Source organism: Octadecabacter antarcticus 307, from assembly GCF_000155675.2.
GTDB lineage: Bacteria > Pseudomonadota > Alphaproteobacteria > Rhodobacterales > Rhodobacteraceae > Octadecabacter > Octadecabacter antarcticus.
This window is the reverse complement of sequence record NC_020911.1, coordinates 2590655-2610185: the sequence shown is the minus strand read 5'-3', so window position 1 is coordinate 2610185 and position 19531 is coordinate 2590655. Positions and strand designations below refer to the sequence as shown.

11 protein-coding genes and 8 pseudogenes are annotated in these 19531 nt (G+C 53.0%); 11 read left to right on the top strand and 8 right to left on the bottom strand.

Annotated elements, in window-relative coordinates; genetic code table 11:
• Position 1: 1 nt before the first annotated feature.
• Positions 2–736: an amino acid ABC transporter ATP-binding protein gene (locus OAN307_RS13155; protein WP_015500198.1), complete on the bottom strand. Its 735-nt coding sequence runs from the start codon at positions 734–736 to the stop codon at positions 2–4.
• 127 nt (positions 737–863) lie between these two features.
• Here OAN307_RS13155 and OAN307_RS13150 point away from each other — a divergent pair, with 127 nt between their 5' ends.
• A complete protein-coding gene (locus OAN307_RS13150; protein ID WP_015500197.1) occupies positions 864–1643 on the top strand; it encodes a transporter substrate-binding domain-containing protein in 780 nt (259 codons plus the stop codon).
• A gap of 336 nt (positions 1644–1979) precedes the next feature.
• A pseudogene (locus OAN307_RS26450) lies at positions 1980–2703 on the top strand (transposase); the annotation flags it as partial.
• A gap of 202 nt (positions 2704–2905) precedes the next feature.
• On the opposite strand, the pseudogene OAN307_RS31325 reads toward OAN307_RS26450, so the two are convergent.
• Positions 2906–4239, bottom strand: a pseudogene (locus tag OAN307_RS31325) (IS110 family transposase).
• Positions 4240–4492: 253 nt separating this feature from the next.
• On the opposite strand from OAN307_RS31325, the pseudogene OAN307_RS13125 reads away from it, so the two are divergent.
• Positions 4493–5921, top strand: a pseudogene (locus OAN307_RS13125) (IS3 family transposase).
• A 937-nt stretch (positions 5922–6858) separates the two neighbouring features.
• Here the strand turns inward: OAN307_RS13125 and OAN307_RS13120 are convergent.
• From OAN307_RS13120 to OAN307_RS13110, 3 genes are read right to left on the bottom strand one after another with little or no spacing between them, the layout of a single operon-like run.
• Complete coding sequence (locus OAN307_RS13120) at positions 6859–7869, bottom strand: ABC transporter substrate-binding protein (protein ID WP_015500193.1); 1011 nt, start codon at positions 7867–7869, stop codon at positions 6859–6861.
• Entirely contained in the window at positions 7848–9215 is a 1368-nt protein-coding gene (locus tag OAN307_RS13115) for a sensor histidine kinase (protein WP_044043702.1), read from the bottom strand. The genes OAN307_RS13120 and OAN307_RS13115 overlap by 22 nt, the downstream gene beginning before the upstream one ends.
• The gene (locus OAN307_RS13110; RefSeq protein ID WP_015500191.1) at positions 9208–9873 is read right to left on the bottom strand and encodes a response regulator transcription factor; all 666 of its coding nucleotides are present in this window, start codon (positions 9871–9873) and stop codon (positions 9208–9210) included. Before OAN307_RS13110 ends, OAN307_RS13115 begins: the two co-directional genes overlap by 8 nt.
• Before the next feature lie 105 nt (positions 9874–9978).
• On the opposite strand from OAN307_RS13110, the gene OAN307_RS13105 reads away from it, so the two are divergent.
• The 3 genes from OAN307_RS13105 to OAN307_RS13095 all read left to right on the top strand — a co-directional run bounded on the left by OAN307_RS13105 (position 9979) and on the right by OAN307_RS13095 (position 13018).
• Positions 9979–10965, top strand: coding sequence for a Bug family tripartite tricarboxylate transporter substrate binding protein (locus OAN307_RS13105; protein ID WP_015500190.1), 987 nt, complete (start codon positions 9979–9981; stop codon positions 10963–10965).
• A gap of 66 nt (positions 10966–11031) precedes the next feature.
• On the top strand, positions 11032–11526 hold the full coding sequence (locus OAN307_RS13100; protein WP_015500189.1) for a tripartite tricarboxylate transporter TctB family protein: 495 nt from the start codon (positions 11032–11034) through the stop codon (positions 11524–11526).
• A 1-nt stretch (position 11527) separates the two neighbouring features.
• Entirely contained in the window at positions 11528–13018 is a 1491-nt protein-coding gene (locus OAN307_RS13095) for a tripartite tricarboxylate transporter permease (RefSeq protein WP_015500188.1), read from the top strand.
• 59 nt (positions 13019–13077) lie between these two features.
• On the opposite strand, the pseudogene OAN307_RS31320 reads toward OAN307_RS13095, so the two are convergent.
• Positions 13078–13293 (bottom strand): annotated as a pseudogene (locus OAN307_RS31320) (integrase core domain-containing protein); the annotation flags it as partial.
• A gap of 174 nt (positions 13294–13467) precedes the next feature.
• Positions 13468–13551 carry an integrase core domain-containing protein gene (locus tag OAN307_RS31315; RefSeq protein ID WP_083902999.1) on the bottom strand — a complete coding sequence of 28 codons (84 nt, stop codon included), beginning with the start codon at positions 13549–13551 and terminating at the stop codon, positions 13468–13470.
• Between the two features lie 509 nt (positions 13552–14060).
• Here OAN307_RS31315 and OAN307_RS31310 point away from each other — a divergent pair.
• The 5 genes and pseudogenes from OAN307_RS31310 to OAN307_RS13065 all read left to right on the top strand — a co-directional run bounded on the left by OAN307_RS31310 (position 14061) and on the right by OAN307_RS13065 (position 18105).
• Positions 14061–14333 carry a hypothetical protein gene (locus OAN307_RS31310; protein ID WP_083903222.1) on the top strand — a complete coding sequence of 91 codons (273 nt, stop codon included), beginning with the start codon at positions 14061–14063 and terminating at the stop codon, positions 14331–14333.
• 179 nt (positions 14334–14512) lie between these two features.
• Positions 14513–15162: pseudogene (locus OAN307_RS31305) on the top strand (transposase); the annotation flags it as partial.
• A 211-nt stretch (positions 15163–15373) separates the two neighbouring features.
• Positions 15374–15828: pseudogene (locus tag OAN307_RS28030) on the top strand (helix-turn-helix domain-containing protein); the annotation flags it as partial.
• Between the two features lie 128 nt (positions 15829–15956).
• A pseudogene (locus OAN307_RS30085) lies at positions 15957–16490 on the top strand (transposase); the annotation flags it as partial.
• A gap of 153 nt (positions 16491–16643) precedes the next feature.
• Positions 16644–18105, top strand: a pseudogene (locus OAN307_RS13065) (IS1182 family transposase).
• Between the two features lie 244 nt (positions 18106–18349).
• On the opposite strand, the gene OAN307_RS13060 reads toward OAN307_RS13065, so the two are convergent.
• Positions 18350–19348: a LacI family DNA-binding transcriptional regulator gene (locus OAN307_RS13060; protein WP_015500184.1), complete on the bottom strand. Its 999-nt coding sequence runs from the start codon at positions 19346–19348 to the stop codon at positions 18350–18352.
• Positions 19349–19531 lie beyond the last annotated feature (183 nt).

Here is a 19531-nt window from a genome sequence, read left to right as displayed (position 1 = left end):
CCTAGTGGTTCAAGATTTTTTTGATGAATTGAGCAAATCGCTTGGATTTGGGCGCGTTGAATACATCTTCTGGTGAGCCAACCTCGACGATTTCGCCTTTGTCCATAAACACCATCCGGTCGGCGACCCGACGGGCAAAACCCATCTCGTGCGTTACGACAATCATGGTCATACCGGACAGGGCCAGCTCGGTCATAACTTCAAGAACCTCCGCGATCATTTCGGGGTCCAATGCCGAGGTTGGTTCGTCGAACAACAAGATCCGTGGCTCCATGCAGAGCGACCTTGCAATCGCAACACGTTGTTGCTGACCACCTGAGAGCTGGCGCGGAAATTTATCAGCCTGTTCGGATATCTGCACCCGTTCAAGATAAGTTATGGCACGTTCACGCGCTTGGACCTGCGTCAGTCCGAGCACCCGGCGGGGTCCCAAACACAGGTTGTCCAAGACCGTCAGATGTGGAAACAGATTGAACTGCTGAAAGACCATGCCAACTGTACCACGGACTTTTTCCAGGTTAGCAGGGGCGTCCGTTAGGGTCGTGCCATCAACCACAATCTCGCCGACCTCATGCGCCTCAAGGCCGTTGATACAGCGGATTAAAGTAGATTTTCCGGATCCAGATGGACCACAGATGACAACGCGCTCACCCAGAACCACATCCAAAGAAACGTCTTTGAGAGCTTGAAAATCCCCAAAGAACTTGGATACGTTATGCATTGATATAATGGTCATGACGGTGGCACCTCTAGTGGTCTTACAAGAGCAACGATGTGTTGCAGATTTTTACATTGTTACGTTATGTGCATTTCCAATTCGCGCCGCCGTACTATGTGGAACTAGTACAATGGAAGGGAAACCCATGAAATTCTTTAAAATAATCGCCACCGCCGTGATCTTCGCGTCGGGTGCCGTACAGGCAACTGCACAATCTGCCCTAAACGAAATCCTATCTGAGGGGGTTCTTAGAGTTGGCACAACGGGCGATTGGAACCCGATGACGATGCGTGACATCGCTACAAATACATACGTAGGCTATGATATCGACGTCATGACGATGCTGGCCAATGATTTGGGTGTCGAAATTGAATTCGTACCGACAGACTGGAAGACACTGGTCGCTGGTGTGACGTCCGGTCAATATCATATCACAGGGTCGGCGTCGGTATCGCCAGCCCGTGCCAAGGCAGCCGGATATTCCGATAGCTACTTTTCACTTGTGACCGTGCCACTTACATTGCGAGAGAATGCAGATCGTTTTACCAACTGGGATGATTTGAACGTTGAAGGCGTGTCTGTGGCCGCAACGCTTGGCACCACCCAAGAAGCACAAGTCAAACAGTACTTCCCCGCTGCAACCCACCGCATCGTAGAAGCTCCGGCTCGCGACTTTCAAGAGGTCCTGTCAGGCCGTGCCGATGCTAGCATTACGTCAAACATCGAAGCTGCTACACTTGTTGAGCAATATGAAAATCTGATGATCATTCCAGTGGACGCTGGCCGTTCGCCAACGCCAGTGGCGATGTTGTTGCCGCAGGCCGATCAGGTTTGGATCAATTATGTGAACACATGGATCAGCCTGAAGCAGGAACAGGGGTTCTTCGACGACCTTGGCGATAAATGGGGTTTAAACGCCGAGTAATTCTGTCCAGACGACTAAGGTATTTGGGCCAGCCTGGTCTTGCCACGGTTTAGTTCCGGTCTCTTTCGAGCAATGTTTGCTATGAAGGAGAGAACGAATTGCAAAGAAATATACAGACGAGTTTCGCCGTGATGCGGTGCGGATCGCCACGACCAGTGGTTTAACCACTGCCCGTCAGTTGATACGCAGTATCGACGAGAGGGGCGGCCCCAGCTTTCATCGGATTTGGGGGTTGGACTTTCGACGCTTAACAAGTGGGTCCAGCGGTAATCCCCCCTAAAATTAATGGTGTTCAAAATTGGAATTTTCTCGGCAAGATATCTGAGGAGATTTTTGATGAAGACAGCACGATTTAGCGACGCACAGGTCATGGGCATTTTGAAACAGGCAGAGGGGGTACGCCGGTCTCTGATCTGTGCCGAGAGCATGGGATGAGCAGCGCCAGTTTTTACAAGTGGCGTGCCAAGTTCGGCGGCATGGATGCGTCCTTGATCACCGAGATGAAGGACATGGCCGAGCAAAACCGCCGTCTCAAGAGGATGTATGCTGCGATGAGCATGTCTGAGACGATCTTCTGAAGGAGGCGCTCGGAAAAAAGCGATAAGGCCGTCTCACCGACGATTCCCTCTCGGTGAATTTGCCAGTCACCTGCCGGTCAGTGGATGGCCATGAATGCTTCGTAATGTGGGGCACCAGTATCGCACTTGCCTGCCGTACCTTCCAAATCAGCGAGACCTGCTATCGGTACAGCCCGATCTTGAGTGATGAGAATGAGGAGAGAGCAGATTGGCTGGAACGCCTGGCCGTGCCTGACGCGCCAAACGATACTTGGTCTATCACTGCCCGGCAGTTGATTGCTTTGCAATCGATGAGAGGGGATTTCATGGCGGATCAGCTTGCAGATGGCAGATCAATCCGAACTCTTAACGTCTTGGATGACTTCAATCGTGAAGGCTTGTGCATTGACGTGGACGTCTCGCTGCCCGCGGAACGCGTCGTCCGGAGCCTGAACCAGATCATCGAGTGGCGCGGCAAACCCCAAACCATACGTGTCGATAACGTCCTATGCGCGGAATGATTAGCTGAATTGGCGTCAGGTTATTGTCGCATCGAGGCGTCTCGACACGTTAGAAGCATTGCTCAGTTTGGCATTTTGGTCAACGAACTGTCTCTCCCATAACAAACACAGAGTACGCTTTTGCGGCTCTCACCGTCCTTAAGACGAGATCTTTGGGTCGTTGAGCAGAAGGCCTAAACATTATCTACGAGGTCAGTTGTCTGCCTCCACGGCCCTTACAGAGAAAGGTCCTACTGCTGTCGATCACCCCTCAAAGAAGGGGCGATATGGTTCGCCGTGCTTGATGATCCCATGAACGGTTCGGGCCATCTTCGCTGCGATTGCGGTGTACGCCTTTCGGCGCAAATGGGTGTTGTGACGGTCTTTGGCGATGTAGCGCTCGAACTTGTCGCGGAAGCTGTTGGTGCGCTGCAGAATAGCAACCTGTCCAGCCATCCAAAGCGTTCGACGAAGCCGAGCATTGCCATATTTTGACAGTTTGGTTTGCCCTCTGAATGTACCTGATTGCATAGTCGCAAGGTCCATTCCACAGAACTTCAAAAACTGCCGGTGATGACGAAAGCGCCGTACATCCCCAGCTTCTGCCAAAATTGTCAAAGCATTGCGTATTCCGGGGCAATCCGGCCACCCATACCGATTTGATCCGGCCGGGGGTTCCGGGGCATCCGGCCACCCCCCTTTGACCTGATTTAGTGTGCTGCGAGGCGATCTGTAGCAGGGCTACTCTGACGTTCCTTTTGAACATGCTTATCGCGTCGGAATCTGCGGCAACCGGCAGTCCGACTGATACTTTGGCAGTCTCGTAGATATCTGAAAGTAAACGCTCTTTTGCAACCTTGAGGCCCACCACATCCCAAGCGTCAGCGATGAATGCCTCCTTGCTCATGGCTGAGATCAAGTGTGGTGACGGATAACGTTCAAGGAAAGCAAAGAACCAGTCACTGCGAGAACTGCGAGAACTGCGATGGAAACGATCAGCTTCAGGAAAATACAGCGGCAGATAATGGGTTAAAACTCGGTGCCACAACTCGGTGCCACAACTCGGTGCCACAACTCGGTCTTCGACTTGGATACGATGTCATGCGTTTTGGAACGCTCTTGGATGTCGTTAGTGCCACGCACGAGGGGGGCATGATAAAACTGCTCGTTCCCGATCTCCATCATGTGAAGAATGACCTGGGCATCCTTAGGGTCGTTTTTGTCCCAACTGTTGTGCAAGGCCTCTCGCGTTCTGGCCAGGGCCACAGATGACACCAACTTCAACTCAAAACCTGCTGCGGCAAGATGATAAGCCAAGGCACGGTGATAATTACCCGTTGCTTCAAAAGCTACACGGACAGGGCGGCCGTAGCAGGCAAGCGATGTGATTAGACGATTGAAGTCGTCTAGCTGGTTCAGAACAGTCAAACGACGGCAGCGCTTCTTGTCCGCAATAGCAATGAGACCTTCGTCGCGGGCCTTCGAGATATCGATGGCCACCAAAACGGGCGCAGTTTGTGTAATAATGATATCGGTCATAGTTGGTCTCCTTTGCGGTGTGGTTTGTACAAAACCACCGTAGGGACCTGAGGCACGGCTATGACCACCTGCTGCGTTATTTGGGGCTGCGCAGGCAGTCATAGCCTTAAATTAGCGATATTCCGAAGGTGTTACGGCACAGAATATATCAGCGGGACCTTGATGACTGTCTGACGTCAGCGCTTCTGGGTCCAAATAGGCATATTTGATAAGAGAGTGTTGTTGGCTCATCGTAACCACTGAGGAGTGGGACATGAGACAGACAACTGGAACACGCAAAAGCCCGGGCGAGAAGATCGTCAAAGATATCAAACGGGCGACCCGCAAGCATTATTCATCTGAAGAGAAGATTAGGATCGTCTTAGACGGTCTGCGTGGGGAAGACAGCATTGCCGAGCTGTGTCGTCCACTGCCCGGCAGTGCATGTTTACATGCACGAGAGGGGTGAAGGCATCTCCCAAGGCATCTACTACAAATGGTCCAAGGACTTTATGGAGGCCGGTAAGAAGCGCCTTGCGGGCGATACCGCCCGCGCCGCCACAACCGACGAGGTGAAGGATCTGCGCCGTGAAGCACGTGATCTGAAGGAAGTCGTTGCGGAGCAAACACTTGAACTCCGCTTGCTCAAAAAAAGCATGTTCGACGGTGGGGGCGACCACGAATGAGGTATCCCGCATCAGAGAAGCTGGAGATCATCAAGCTGGTCGAGGGGTCGCATCTGCCGGCCCGCCTGACTTTGGCCAAGCTCGGCATTCCACGCACCACATTCTACCGTTGGTATGATCGGTATTGGCAGCGTGGTGAGGCTGGCTTGCAAGACCAATCTCCCAAGCCAAAGCACGTCTGGAACCGTATTCCTGACGAGGTGCGACGTCGGGTTGTGGACCTTGCGCTGGAAGAGACAGAACTGTCACCGCGTGAACTGGCAGTGACCTTCACAGATAAGGAAAGCTACTTCGTATCAGAGGCTTCCGTATACCGTATGCTGAAGGCGCATGACCTGATCACCAGCCCAGCCTTCATCGTCATGAAAGCCGCCAGTGCGTTCAAAGACAAAACCACAGCGATCAACCAGCTTTGGCAAACTGACTTCACCTATCTCAAGGTTCTGGGATGGGGCTGGTTCTATCTCAGTACGATCCTAGACGATTACAGCCGTTACATCATCTCCGCTGCCCGGCAGGGTATTGCGCAGCAATGTCCCGAGAGGGTGGAAACTCTGCACCAATATGCGGGCTGAGGACGTGACTGACACGCTCGACTTGGCCCTTAAGGCGTCCGGCTGTGATCAGGTTCACGTCGTTCACAAACCACGGCTGCTGAGCGACAACGGATCCAGTTACGTATCCGGTGACCTGGCTGAGTGGTTGCAAGGGAAAGGCATGAAGCATTCTCGCGGCGCGCCATATCATCCGCAAACACAGGGCAAGATCGAGCGATGGCATCAAACCTTGAAGAACCGCATCCTCTTGGAAAACTACTTCCTGCCAGGTGATCTTGAAGCCCAAATTGAAGCATTCGTCGATCACTACAACCACCAGCGCTTCCACGAGAGTCTGAACAACGTCACGCCGTCTGACGTCTACTTCGGCCGTGACAAAGCCATTCTACAACAAAGGGAAAGGATCAAACGAAAGACACTCGAAGCGCGCCGCTTGCATCACAGCCTGCACGCCACATAATGACACCAACCAGATGAGCCGAACGCTCTCTTAATTTAAGCCGCCTTTGGTGCCAAAAACCCTGACGACGTACACCAGAAGCGCTGACGTCAGACATGCAAGAGGTCATCGAGGCTTTTTGTATTAGTGTGTGTTCTGGTCGGCTCTAGCCGATACAAAAAGCCAACCATAATTCGCGTTTTTTCTTGGCAGATTATTCCCGATTTTACTTCATAGTAAGACCCAGTGTCATTCCCTTTTAGCTAACTTGTAGTCAAAGGTCACTTTGTCCGGCTGATCCGCACTTTGTCACGACTGAAGCGAAGTTCTGCTTTCCGTCCATTCTACGATATCATGGCGCAAGTATAGCTCGATCATTAGGATAGTTGATTCCTTGATGCGTATCTCACATGCGCAGCAAAGCATTTTGCTTTGGGTGCTTTGACGTCTATGTCACCACATTAACCTAAGATTGATTGGGTTGTGGGTGTTTTCGTGGCTGCATGCCAGATGATTACCAATTATAACTGGAAAGTCTTTATAATTGGCTCCGGCGGTAGGGGTCGAACCTACGAAAAATTGATTAACAGGCATCAATGTCTTGTATGCCGAGCCCCTCAATTGCCAACTCAGCAACGCGAAGCCTTCGTGCGATATGGAATGGCGCACGCGCGATCACTGCCACTGATACTGTTGAATAATATAAAAATGGTGGGACGCTCAAGCCAAGACAAAGGCCCCAAAAAAAAGTGCCGCTACCTGACAGTCAAGCCTAGACCTGAGGGCTTGAGCCGCAACATATTCCAACATCTACTACACCGGACCAAGCCACCGGTCGTTGCATGTGCGTAGATTGCATTTCTTCTGAGGAGATTTTGATTGCAGGATGGTGGCGCTTCGGAATGATCACTCAAGGATGGGCGGTAAGACGGATAAACCGCTCGCAGAAGGCGTCAATTTATCGATCTTGGATAATAGCGCTCTCCCATTCGCGGATGAATGTTCGCCGTTTTAGCGCATCGAGGTAAGTCATCAAAGCTGGTTCAAGACTGATAGACGCGCGACCTGTCGTGTCTTGAAACGCACCCAATGACGGCAATGGAAAGTCCTGTGGCGAGCCGTCAGATTGCAGTCGAATCAAATGCTTCACGAAGTCCTCGGCCAGCGCGGGTTGTGGTGCGGCTTTAGAAACAAGGGCTGATCGCATCATCGTTGTCGGAAAATCGGAAGGCAAGATCACGGTGAGCACATCTGCCGTGTCCGCCTGCGCCTGCGCGTAGCTGCCCAGCACATTATAGGCCACCAAAATGCGCCCGGTCATGAGATCGTCGATCATATCGCCCGAACAGCAATATAGCTGCGTATCTAAACTACCAATCACCTCCATTAAACGCCAAAACGTCTCAGATGCGCGCGCATCTTGGGTGGCGAACAAATAGCCCAACCCCGATTGGCGCACATCATAGGTCCCCACTTTTCCGAGGAAAGTGTCAGAGTTTGCACGTAAGACTTCGATCAAGTCTTGGCGTGTGGCCGGAATGGGTAGTCCTGCGAAGGCTGCGTTGTTGATGACAATTGCGGCGGGTTCTGTGGTGAAAGCGAAAAGGCTGTCCCGCCACTGCGCCCATTCAGGGTGTGAAATACCGACCAGTCGCGCTGCAAATCCGTCATTCGCCAGCTTCAATTGAAGGTCCATCGCGCTTGATATTACAACGTCGAATTGGTCGGGGTCCTGTCGAAACACGTCGTCCAGATTTGAGGTGCCAGTCACAATATATTGTACCTCGATATCTGGTCGCTGCGCGGTGAAGCTGTCGATTATTGGCGCAAAGAAAGACGTGTCTGTGCTCGACAAAATTCGCAACGTGCTCGTGGCGTTTGACGCGCCAAACACTTGGTGGTCTTCCCAGTTCTGAGCATGGCCCATCAGGGGGGCAAGGGCAAAGACTAAAACTGCAAAGTAGCGCATGCGCCGCCCCCGGGTCTGTTGGAAAGGATCATTTTGCCCCCGTGCGCCAAGGCCACGTCTTGTGCAATTGTCAGGCCTAGTCCGGACCCGACATGACCGCTTGTATCGCTTCCGCGCACGAACCGTCCAGCAAGCTTGTGAATCTCGTCGGATGGGAAGCCAGGGCCCTGATCTTTGACATCCACGGTCAGGGTCGGAGCGTTGTGAATGTAGATCACAATGGCAGTGTCAGCGGGCGCATATTTCAGCGCGTTATCGATGAGATTGGAAAATGCGTTTTGCAGCAAGATAGGATCCCCCAACATCTGTGCAGGGTTACACGGTTCCAGTTTCAAGGTAACATCGCGCATCTCAGCGATGGGGGTCATGCGCTGCACAAGGTCCCCCAGCAACGCCACAAGGTCGACGGCTTCACGACTCAGGTTTCCCGCCCGCAACGTGACCATCGCATGATCCAACAGCTGCCCCGCCGCCCGGGAGCTTTCGTCGATAGCGCGCACCATTGCGCGCAAAGCATTGCGGTTTTCGAGGTTTTGAACACGTTGCAGTGTGGCCTCCGCATAAGATCGTACCGTCGCAAGCGGGGTTCGAACACGATGCGCCGCCTCAGTGATGAAGTCCTCAGACTGTTTGAGCGATTGATCCAAGCGCAACATCAAGGTGTTGAGCGAACCTACCAGTGGTGCCATTTCGGACGGCACAGGTATTGAAAACGGGCTGAGGTCTTGCGGCCCCCGAAGCGTTACAGACGTTGTCAGCCTGCGAAGCTGCCCGATGGTTGCCGACGTCGCCCAGAACGACAGCGCCGTCGCTAATGCGAAGAAGCCCGCACCAAACACAGCAACATTGCGTGAAATCCGGTTAAGTTTATCTGATAACGCATCTTGGGTTTGTGCCACGGAGACGGAGACCTGTCGTAGGACATCCGCGCCAATCAATGTTCGGGTCGCAGTTGCCACGCGGATCTGCGCGCCGTCGTAGGTCAGCGACGCAAAAGAGCCCTCATCCCCTGCCTGCAACTGCGGCACTTCCAAGTCGTCATAGCCCGACAACAGCGCGCCGTCCGCATAGATCGCATAGAACACACGGTCATCGGCGGGCGTGCTTAGTATCAACAAGGATGCGTAGGGCAAATCCAACTCTACATTGCCATCACGCAGTACAGCTGTGCCCAAAATCGACGAAACTGAAGCACTGAGGATATTGTCTTGGCCTTGTTGTGTGATCAGTGCTGCATAGCCACGCACGAACAAGAACAGCACAATCGCCAAAAGCGCCGCGCCGCCAGTTAGGATCACCACCAAACGGTTTCGTAGCGACCCGAAAACAATGGCGTCCTCAGTCATGATCGAGCCTGTAGCCAAGGCCGCGCAACGTCGTGATCTGTACTGCCGATCCTTCAAGGTGGCGGCGCAAACGACCGACATAAACTTCAACCGCATTTTCTGATACGTCGTCATCATATGAGTACAAACGGTCGACCAATTTTTGTTTGTGAAAAACCTGACCCTTGGCGTTCATCAAGATTTCGAGCAAACGCAGTTCGCGGTTGCGCAGATTGATCACATTTCCTTTGACCGTAAGATGCCCACCGACGGGATCAAACTCGACATCTCCGACTTTGATCGTGGTCTGTGATGCGCCTGCTTTACGGCGCAAAACAGCACGACAACGGGCCTGCAATTCAGCGTGGTCGAACGGCTTGGTGACATAGTCATCCGCACCAAGATCCAACAAGCTAATTCTATCGGAGACCTCACTTCTGGCAGTCAAAACGATGACAGGGGTGTCGTTCTTGGCCGCGCGGTGTTGTTTTAGAAAGCTGCGGCCATCCCCGTCGGGCAACATAATATCAAGCAAAATAAGATCATATTCGCCAGTCTGCGCAAACGCGATGGCGTCTGCCATTCTTGCTGCGTGGTCAACGGTATGGCCGTCCAAACCAATCCGCGAACAGATCGCATTTGCCAGTTCAAGATTGTCTTCAACGAGAAGATATTTCATGGTGCCGGTTGCCTTTTCGGCCTGATGACAGGTTTGTGTCAGGTTGACGTGTTTGTGTTATAACACGGTGTCGTTGGGAGAACGGCTACCAAATGGGAGAATAAAATGACAATGATGAAAATGGGCCGTCGCGCCCTGATAACGACTGCTGTCGCTACGCTTGGCCTTGGAACACCGGCATTTGCTGATGGTCACCAAGTGCTCGACAGTATCCACTTTCTGATTCCTGGCGGCGCCGGTGGTGGCTGGGATGGTACTGCTCGGGGTGTTGGCGAGGCGCTGACAGAATCCGGCCTGATCGGGACTGCATCCTTTGAGAACATGTCCGGTGGCGGTGGCGGTACAGCCATTGGTTATCTGATTGAAAATGCCGAAAGCAACGAAGGCACATTGATGGTCAATTCGACCCCAATCGTGATCCGTTCGCTGACTGGCGTGTTCCCGTTTAACTTTCGTGACCTGACGCTGGTGTCCGGCACGATTGGTGACTATGCGGCGGTCGTTGTCGGAAAAGACAGCCCGATCAACAACATGGAAGAATTCCTTGCTGTGTATGACGTGGACCCATCTGCCTCACCGATTGGCGGCGGTTCGGTTCCGGGTGGCATGGACCACCTTGTTGCAGCCATGGTTATGGAAGCATCCGGTCGTGACGCACTTAGCGTGAACTACATTCCATATGACGCTGGTGGTACAGCCATGGCAGCATTGCTGTCGGGTGAAATCGTGGCTCTGTCGACTGGTTTTTCTGAGGCGGTTGATCTGGCAAACGCTGGCGAAGTCAAAATCATCGGTGTGACATCTGACGCGCGTGTAGCCGCAGCGCCAGACGCAATGACCATGATAGAGCAGGGCATCGACACCACGTTCATCAACTGGCGCGGTTTCTTCGGCGCACCTGGCATGTCTGATGAAAAGCTGGCCCAGTACCAAGCGGCAATTGCTGCAATGTATGACACATCTGAATGGGAAGCCGTCCGTGCGCGTAACGGTTGGGTCAACATCCATAACCCTGGCGATGATTTCCGCGTCTTCCTTGAAGAGCAGGAAACAGTCATTGGCGATCTGATGACCAAACTCGGCTTCCTCTAAGATGCCTACATGGCGGAGCGGTCAACTGCTCCGCCATTTCTACATCTGAAATTAAGGAATACACGTATGGCCTTGGATCGTTGGATTGCGCTTATTTTTTTGGGTATTTGCCTCACTTATGGCTACACTGCGTGGTTCACGATGGACGATGGCCTCGCGCCCTTCATGCGCCGCAACCCGGTCTGGCCCAGCACCTTCCCCAAAGTTTTGTCGGTCTTTGGCTCGGTTGCTGCGTTCATCATCCTGCTTGGTCTTGAGAAGGGTGAGGAAAAGATAGGCGAGATCGATTACCGCCGCCTGCACGAATACAAACTTGGCCAAGCGCTGCTGCTGCTTGGCCTTATGGTGGTCTACGCGCTGTGCCTGCGCCCTATCGGTTTTCTGATTTCCACCGCTTCGTTCTTGCTGCTTGGGTCGTTCATTTTGGGCGAGCGTAAATGGCACATTATGTTGCTGATAGCGCTCAGTGCGACGTTTGTTGTCTGGTACCTCGTGCAAGAGGTTTTGGGTATTTACATGCGGCCACTTCCGGCTTTCATCATTGCTTTGATAGGGGGCTAACATGCTCGAAGGTATTCTGATTGGCCTGCAAACGGCCCTGTCTTTTCAAAACCTTCTACTCGTCGTTGCTGGCTGTTTGATTGGCACATTCATCGGCATGTTGCCGGGCCTTGGGCCGATGTCGATCATCGCTATAATGATCCCGGTTGCCATTTCGATGGGCGATCCATCCGCCGCTTTGATCCTGCTTGCCGGTGTGTATTACGGCGCGATTTTTGGTGGATCGACGTCATCTATTTTGCTCAACGCGCCTGGCGTGGCAGGCACGGTCGCGTCAAGTTTCGACGGCTACCCGATGGCGCAACAAGGCAAGGCCGGCAAGGCGCTGACCATTGCCGCAATCGCCAGTTTCGCTGGTGGTACCATTGGCGCCATCTTGTTGATGATCTTCGCGCCGATGCTGTCGTCTGTGGCGTTGCTGTTCCATTCTGCTGAATATTTCGCGCTGATGATTGTAGGCATGTCCGCCATCGCCGCGTTTGCGGGCCGAGGCCAAGTGGCCAAAGCGTTGTTGATGACGGTGTTCGGTTTGATTATGGCGACGGTTGGTGAAGGCGCGCTGTTCAACCTGCCACGTTTCACAATGGGCATTATGGACCTGCAATCGGGCTTTGGTTTTGTCACGCTTGCGATGGCGATGTTCGCGCTGCCTGAGGCAATATTCCTTGTCCTGAAACCCAAAAATCTGGGCGACAGTGGCGGCGAAATTAAAGAGCTACGCATCACGCGCGCAGAAGCCCGTGCCATCGCGCCGATCATAGCACGTCAATCTGTCCAAGGTTTTTTCATTGGTGTTTTGCCCGGTGCCGGTGCCACAATCGCCAGCTTCTTGGGGTATGCCGTGGAACGCAACATCGCCCCCAAACATGAACAAGACGAATTTGGCAAAGGGTCGATCAAAGGCCTCGCAGCGCCCGAAACCGCCAACAACGCGGCCTGTACGGGGTCGTTTGTGCCGCTGTTAACGCTCGGCATTCCGGGGTCTGGTACGACAGCAATCCTGCTTGGCGCGCTTATCGCACTTAACGTTACACCCGGGCCGCGTTTGATGATCGACGAACCGCAGATTTTCTGGGCCGTGATCATGTCGATGTTCATCGGCAACCTTGTGTTGTTGATCCTGAACCTGCCGTTGATCCCCTACATCGCCAAAGTTCTTGCAATTCCACGCAATTATTTGATCCCGTTCATCCTCTTCTTCACGTTGATGGGGGCATATATCGGGCAAAACAACGCTACCGAACTGTTGTTGCTTGTTGGGTTCGGTGTCTGCGGTATTGCCTTGAAATTTGCGAACTACCCGCTGCCGCCACTTTTGATCGGTTTCATCTTGGGTGGTATGATGGAGGACAATTTCTCCCGTTCAATGCAGCTTTATGGTGGTATGTCATTCATCTGGGAACGCCCGATGACATTGGGCTTGTTGATTTTGGCTGTCAGCTTGGTTTTGCTACCCGGTTTTCGTGCCATGCGCGCGCGTGCAACGGGCTAAGAGATGGTCCTATCTTTTCGACCAGTGTGCAGCCTTGCTAAGGTGGATCAAGGTTTGATTTATGCTGCGTCTCTCATGGGTTCCTTTTTGTATTCATATGTCTTGTCTGACGTCAATATTCCGTGTGTCGAGTGTGGGCATTCCGTGTCGTAGTATGTCATCCATTTTCTGACCCCTATCCTTGCTTCTGAGCCCGTTTCAAATGCGTTCAGATAAATGCACTCATACTTGAGGGAACGCCAAAGCCGTTCGATCATTCGGTTGTCGATTGCCCGGCAGTCGTTTACTTGCAAACGATGAGAGGGGGGGGCAGTGACCTTTGCCATCCTTGGATATTTTTACGTCAGCATCTTTCAGTCTGACTTGCGCCCCAAGTTCCCTCCGGCTTGGGCGGAGTCCTTGGGATTAAATCTTTGACCTTTGGCGGTCATCTTGTCCATCGTCTTTCTCTACAAGAATTTCATCAGGGTCAGGTTCGCCAAGGCTGAATGTGGCCTGCGCCAGTTGTAATCCTCCTGCCATTCTTCAAGCATTTTGCGGGCATCGCGCAATGTATCAAAAACGTCTCTGTCTGACGTCAGCGCCTATGGGTCCAAATAGAGAGGTGGTCGCGGAAATTCGGGCCAGTAGTTAAGGTGGATCAACTTGTGAAAGAGATGATCCAAAATGACGAAACGAAAGAACCATTCGTCCCACTGCTCGGCAGTTGTTTGCTCGCAAACGATGAGAGGGGGATTTCAAGGCCAAGGTTGCGCTTGAAGCGATCTGCGAAGAAATGACAATGGCGGAGTTATCGAAAAAATACGGCGTGCATCTATTACCGGCAGGTGTTTGCTTGCAAACACTGAGAGGCTACGCAGATTGGGACTTGGAAGCGCGCCGCGATTAAGAATATGGCTGCGGGGTTTTCTAAACGAGGCGGTGATCCAGCGCAGGTCGATGACGCCGCGATAGACAAACTTCATTCCACGATTGGTCAGTTGGTGGTGGAGCGCGATTTTTTGAAACGCGCCTGGGATCGTTGAGCAAGGATCGCAGGCAGATGTGCATTGAAAGAAACCATCCGAAGGTCAGCGTGCGGCGGCAATGCCAGATGCTGTCGCTGGCACGTTCAAATCTGTATTACGCTCCAAAAGGCGAGAGTGCTGAGAACCTGCGGTTCATGGAATTGATCGACAAGCAGTTCTTGGAAACGCCATGGTATGGATCTCGGCACCCTCTCATGCATACTCCGTATGCACTGCCGGGCAGTGAATGGCACGACACATGCAGCGTCATGGTCACACATGCGGTCGCCATCGCGTTCGCCGCCTGATGCGATTGGTTCCTATTTATCAGACGCCAAACACGAGCAAGAAACACCCCCAGCATAAGATTTATCCTTACCTGCTTCGGGGGCTGACGATTGATCGGCCAAATCAGGTCTGGTGCGTTGATATTACCTACATTCCCCCTCTCATTGATTGCTTTGCAATCAACTGCCGGGCAGCGAGGCGGCGCGGATTTCTGTATCTGGTCGCGATCCTTTGCCCGGCAGGCTTTTGCGTAGCAAACGCCGAGAGGAGTGGACTGGTTCAGCCGTAAAGTTATCAGTTGGCGTTTGTCAAACAGCATCCCTCTCACGGTTTGCTTTGCAAACCACTGCCGGGCAGTGGGAGGCTGACTTTTGCGTTGAAGCCCTGAAAGAGGCCATCGCAAAATATGGGAAACCAGCGATAATGAACAGCCCCTCTCGGGATCATGCTGCGCATAACCCTGCCGGGCAACGGATCAGGGCAGTCAGTTCACTGGCTTTGAATGGATAAATGCACTGAAGGATGCGGACGTAAGGATATCCCCTCTCACGCATGTAAACATGCGCTGCCGGGCAGTGCATGGACGGTAAAGGTCGCTGGCCCCCCTCTCATGGTTTGCGAGCAAACCACTGCCGGGCAACGGACAACCGGATGATCGAACGACTTTGGCGCTCCCTGAAATATGAATGCATCTATCTCAATGCATTTGAAACCGGTTCAGAAACACGCGCCGGGATTGAAAAATGGATTGCGTACTACAACGCAGAACGGCCACATTCCACGCACGGAATATTGACCCCAGATGAAGCCTATGACAGAAAAATAGAACCAATGAGATCAGCAGCCTAAATGAAACCCTGATCCACCTTAAGTTGGCCGCAAACTGGTCGAATTACTGGGACCACCTCTATGAGACAGGGTTGGAGTGATCAGAAAAGGCCCCAGTGGGGCGTTTTCCCCGAATAACGGAACACGCAAAAGCCCTGGCGGATCGATCGTCAAAGACTTCAAGCGTGCGACCGTTGCCCGGCAGACTTTTGCCTAGCAAACGCCGAGAGGGGCCCGTCTGACGCTGGCCAAGCTCGGCATTCCACGCACCACATTCTACCGTTGGTATGACCGATATCTGCAACGTGGCGAAGCTGGCTTGCAGGATCAATCACCAAAGCCAAAACACGTCTGGAACCGCATTCATTGCCTGGCAGTTGATACGCAGTATCAATGAGAGGTGCTGACGAGGTGCGGCGCAAGGTCGTCAAGCTGGCGCTGAAGGAGACGAAACTGTCACCGAGGGAACTGGCCGTGACCTTCACAGACAAGGAAAGCCGTTTTGTATCAGAGGCTTCGGTCTATCGCGTGCTGAAGGCGCTTGACCTGATCACCAGCCCGGCCTTTATCGTCATGAAAGCCGCCAGTGAGTTCAAAGATAAAACCACAGCAATCAATCAACTTTGGCAGACCGACTTCACCTATTTCAAGATCATAGGCTGGGGCTGGTTCTATCTCAGTACGATCCCTTGACCGGCAGTGGTTCGCCAGTCGTTTCGTCGAAACGACCCGCAAACCATGAAAGGGGTGGGCGATCACAGCCGCTACATCATCTCCGCTGCCCGGCAGGGTATTGCGTAGCATGCGCGAGAGGGAATAACGCTGACCGCACCGATGGCACCCTGAGCCGCGCTAATTTTGAGTGGGACCCGTAGGGCGAAAAGTACATCTGCCCAGAAAGTCAGTCGCTCAAGCAGTTCCGCCGCAACTCCTCCGATCCCAGTCGAGGCCCAACCATGACGGGCAGGACAAAATATCGTGGGCCTAAACTGATCTGTCAGGCCTGCCCATCCAAAGCCAAATGCTGCCCGAATACCGATGTTCGCAAGATCACCCGCGACGAACACGAAGACGCACGTCAAGTTGCCCGCGACACCGACTGCCCAGCGGTGCATGTTTACATGCATGAGAGGGGCCAAAAACCAAACAATATGCCGTTTCAATGCGACTGCGAAAGAAGGTCGAAATGCTCTTCGCAAGCCTCAAACGCATTCTTGGGTTGGGACGGCAGATTGAGATGACGAGGACCATGCGGCGCAAATGACGAATTCCTCCTCGCCGCGACCGCCCAAAACTGCCGCAAACTAGCCAAGATCCTTCCTGCACCGCAGCAAATGCAAAAAGCGTGAAAAGAAAAGCGCTCGCGCCCTGTTCGGCGCCCAACTTTCTGCACCAGCAACACCGTGTTTTTCAACAAAATCGGCTTATCCTGTTGAAAAAATCTTCTTGATTTGAGGCTCTCCGGCTGATTCAATTATCCTTGATAACGGGGGGTGATTGCGATGTTGGGACCGAAGCAAGAGGCGCAAGGCGCGTTGTTTTATGAGTTTTCGATCGACGATCACGTCCCTCAGGATCACTTGCTGCGATCCATTGACCGCTTCGCTGATCTGTCTGGCATCCGTCAGCATCTGGCGCCATTTTACAGCAACACCGGCCGTCCCTCGATTGATCCCGAACTTCTGATCCGGATGTTGCTGGTCGGTTATTGTCTCGGCATTCGTTCGGAGCGTAGGCTTTGCGAAGAGGGTCATCTGAACCTCGCATATCGGTGGTTCTGCCGCCTCGATTTGACGGATCGCGTGCCGGACCATTCGACATTCTCCAAGAACCGCCCCTCTCATGGTTTGCAAGCAAACCACTGCCGGGCAGTGCACGGCCGTTTCCGCGACAGCGATCTGCTGCGTCACTTGTTTGAGACGACCGTGGCGCGGTGCATCGCTGAGGGACTGGTCAGCGGCCAACGCTTTGCTGCGGATGCCAGCCTGATAGAGGCAGACGCCAACAAACAGAACTCAACACCGAAGGAAGATTGGGATCAGAGCACCATCGATCCTGAGGATGCACCGCGCGCCGTTCGAGAATACCTTGATGTTTTGGATGATGCCGCATTCGGCGCAGCCAGCGAGGTGGAACCCAAGTTCACATCTCATTCTGATCCTTCCAGTCAATGGACTGCCGCCCGCAAAGGCCCAGCGTTCTTTGCATATTCAACTGATTATTTGATCGACACAGACCATGCTGTCATCGTTGATGTTGAAGCTACCCGATCAATCCGACAGGCTGAAGTTGGGTCGGTGCGCACGATGCTGGACCGGGTCAAAGACAAGTTCGATTTGGATCCTGAACGTATCATCGCAGATACCGCTTACGGATCTGGCCCAATGCTTGGCTGGCTCGTGGATCGTAAGATCGCGCCCCACATCCCTGTCATTCACTGCCCGGCAATGCATGTTCACATGCACGAGAGGGGACAAAGCGGGTCGCACAGATGGAACATGGAGCCGCGCTGATTTTGAGTGGGACGCTGAGAACAACCAATACATCTGCCCGGAAGGCGAAGCGCTCAAGCAGTTCCGCCGCAACTATTCCGACCCGAACCGAGGCCCCGACGGCAAGGGCGTCGCCAAGTATCAGGCGCTAAAGTTGTCGTGCCAAGCCTGTCCCTCAAAACCTAAATGTTGCCCGAATGCAGATGTGCGCAAGATCACCCGCGAAGAACACGAAGACGCCCGCCAGGTCGCCCGCGATATTGCTAAGACCAAGCAATACGCCGTTTCAATGCGACTGAGGAAAAAGCTCGAGATGCTCTTCGCTCACCTCAAACGCATCCTGGGGCTAGGACGGCTTCGATTACGAGGACCATGCGGCGCAAATGACGAATTTCTACTCGCAGCAACCGCCCAAAACCTCCGCAAACTAGCCAAGATCCTTCCTGCAACGCAGCAAGCGTGCAAAGCCTGATAAGAAAGGCGCTTGCGCCCTGTTCGACGCCCAACTTTCTGCACGCGCAACACGGTGTTTTTCAACAGAATCGGCGGAGAACGGACTTTCACTGCGATTGCGAGGTGGTAGTGCGATAATGTCGAGAGCGGACATTCAAACTGTCGCGGAACAGGAGTTTGTTCTGGGCGGCAGTCGGCTGCTGCGAGCCCCTGCCGACGATGATTTGGGAGGCGCTTATTGCATATGTGCACTTTGTTTTGTCTTAAAAGACGCGCAACTTACATGGCACCAAAATCTGTTGGTTTGCACTGTTGGGATTGCCAATCAATTCAAAGGCTTTGGTCAGCATTGTTGTGACGTCTTGTTCAACCATGCCTACATTTCCCGGTAAAAACGATCCGAAGGGGTCCCAGTCAAAGCACCCGAACCTAACCAAATCAGAGTGGTTTTTAAGCTCGCTGTGCCAGCGCACGACGCCCTCCAGTGAAATTGTCGAGTTCACGAATAGGCCAGCAGGTCCGTCTGGAGCGAAGTTTTCCAATACCTGTGCTGCACATTCCGCAGAATAACCGGTCGACATGATATGGGAGTCGGGCACCGAAATTCCGCGATCACGATGGGCTTCCATAAAGCCTGCCAAGCGCGCAGCCGTGTTGTGGTCTGACAGTCGTCCACCAACGAAACGCAACGGTCCAAACCAGTCGAGATCCTGTGCGCAACGATCAAGAATGAGTTGGGTGAGTTCTATTGCAGCACTATGGTTGTCAGAAATCACTGAAGGAGCGTTATTGCCAGGAAGATCGAGGTTGATCGACTGAGCGCCTGATGCGGCACAAAACGCTGAAATGCGATCTGGGTCAGTCGTGCCAGTCGAGATCAGACATTCCGCTTGATAGGAGATGAGTTCTTTTGCGGCCTCAAACTCCAAATCGGGGTCACGCTGGGTGCAGGTGACAACTGGGAAAAAACCACGAGCGCGCGCCATGGCCTCGAACTGCTCTGCAATCTCACCAAAATAACGATTGTCGTATTTCGGAACGATCATGCCCACGATGTTAGATCGTTCCCGACGCAAAAGGCTGGCCGGTACGTTGACGGAGTAGCCTTGTTCCTCTGCAATCTGCATGACCCGTTCGAACAATTTGCGGCTGATTCGCCGCTTCTCCCAAGTTCCGTTGAGCACTGAGCTCACCGCACTTGGTGAGGCATTTGCAAGTTTTGCAATATCATAGATTGTTGTTCTCTTTGACTCTTTTTCCATCTCTTACTGTACGGTCCTTGGTTCAATCCGAATACTTATTCGAAGTAACTTGACGTAGTTCAACCGATGGAGCAACCTTGCTCAATCGATGGTGCAAACGTCACTGTTGATTGCGTATTCTGCGTGATGCGCTGGGAGGAGTTTGAATATTTGACCATTTTGATCCGTGGAGGCGGGTTGCGA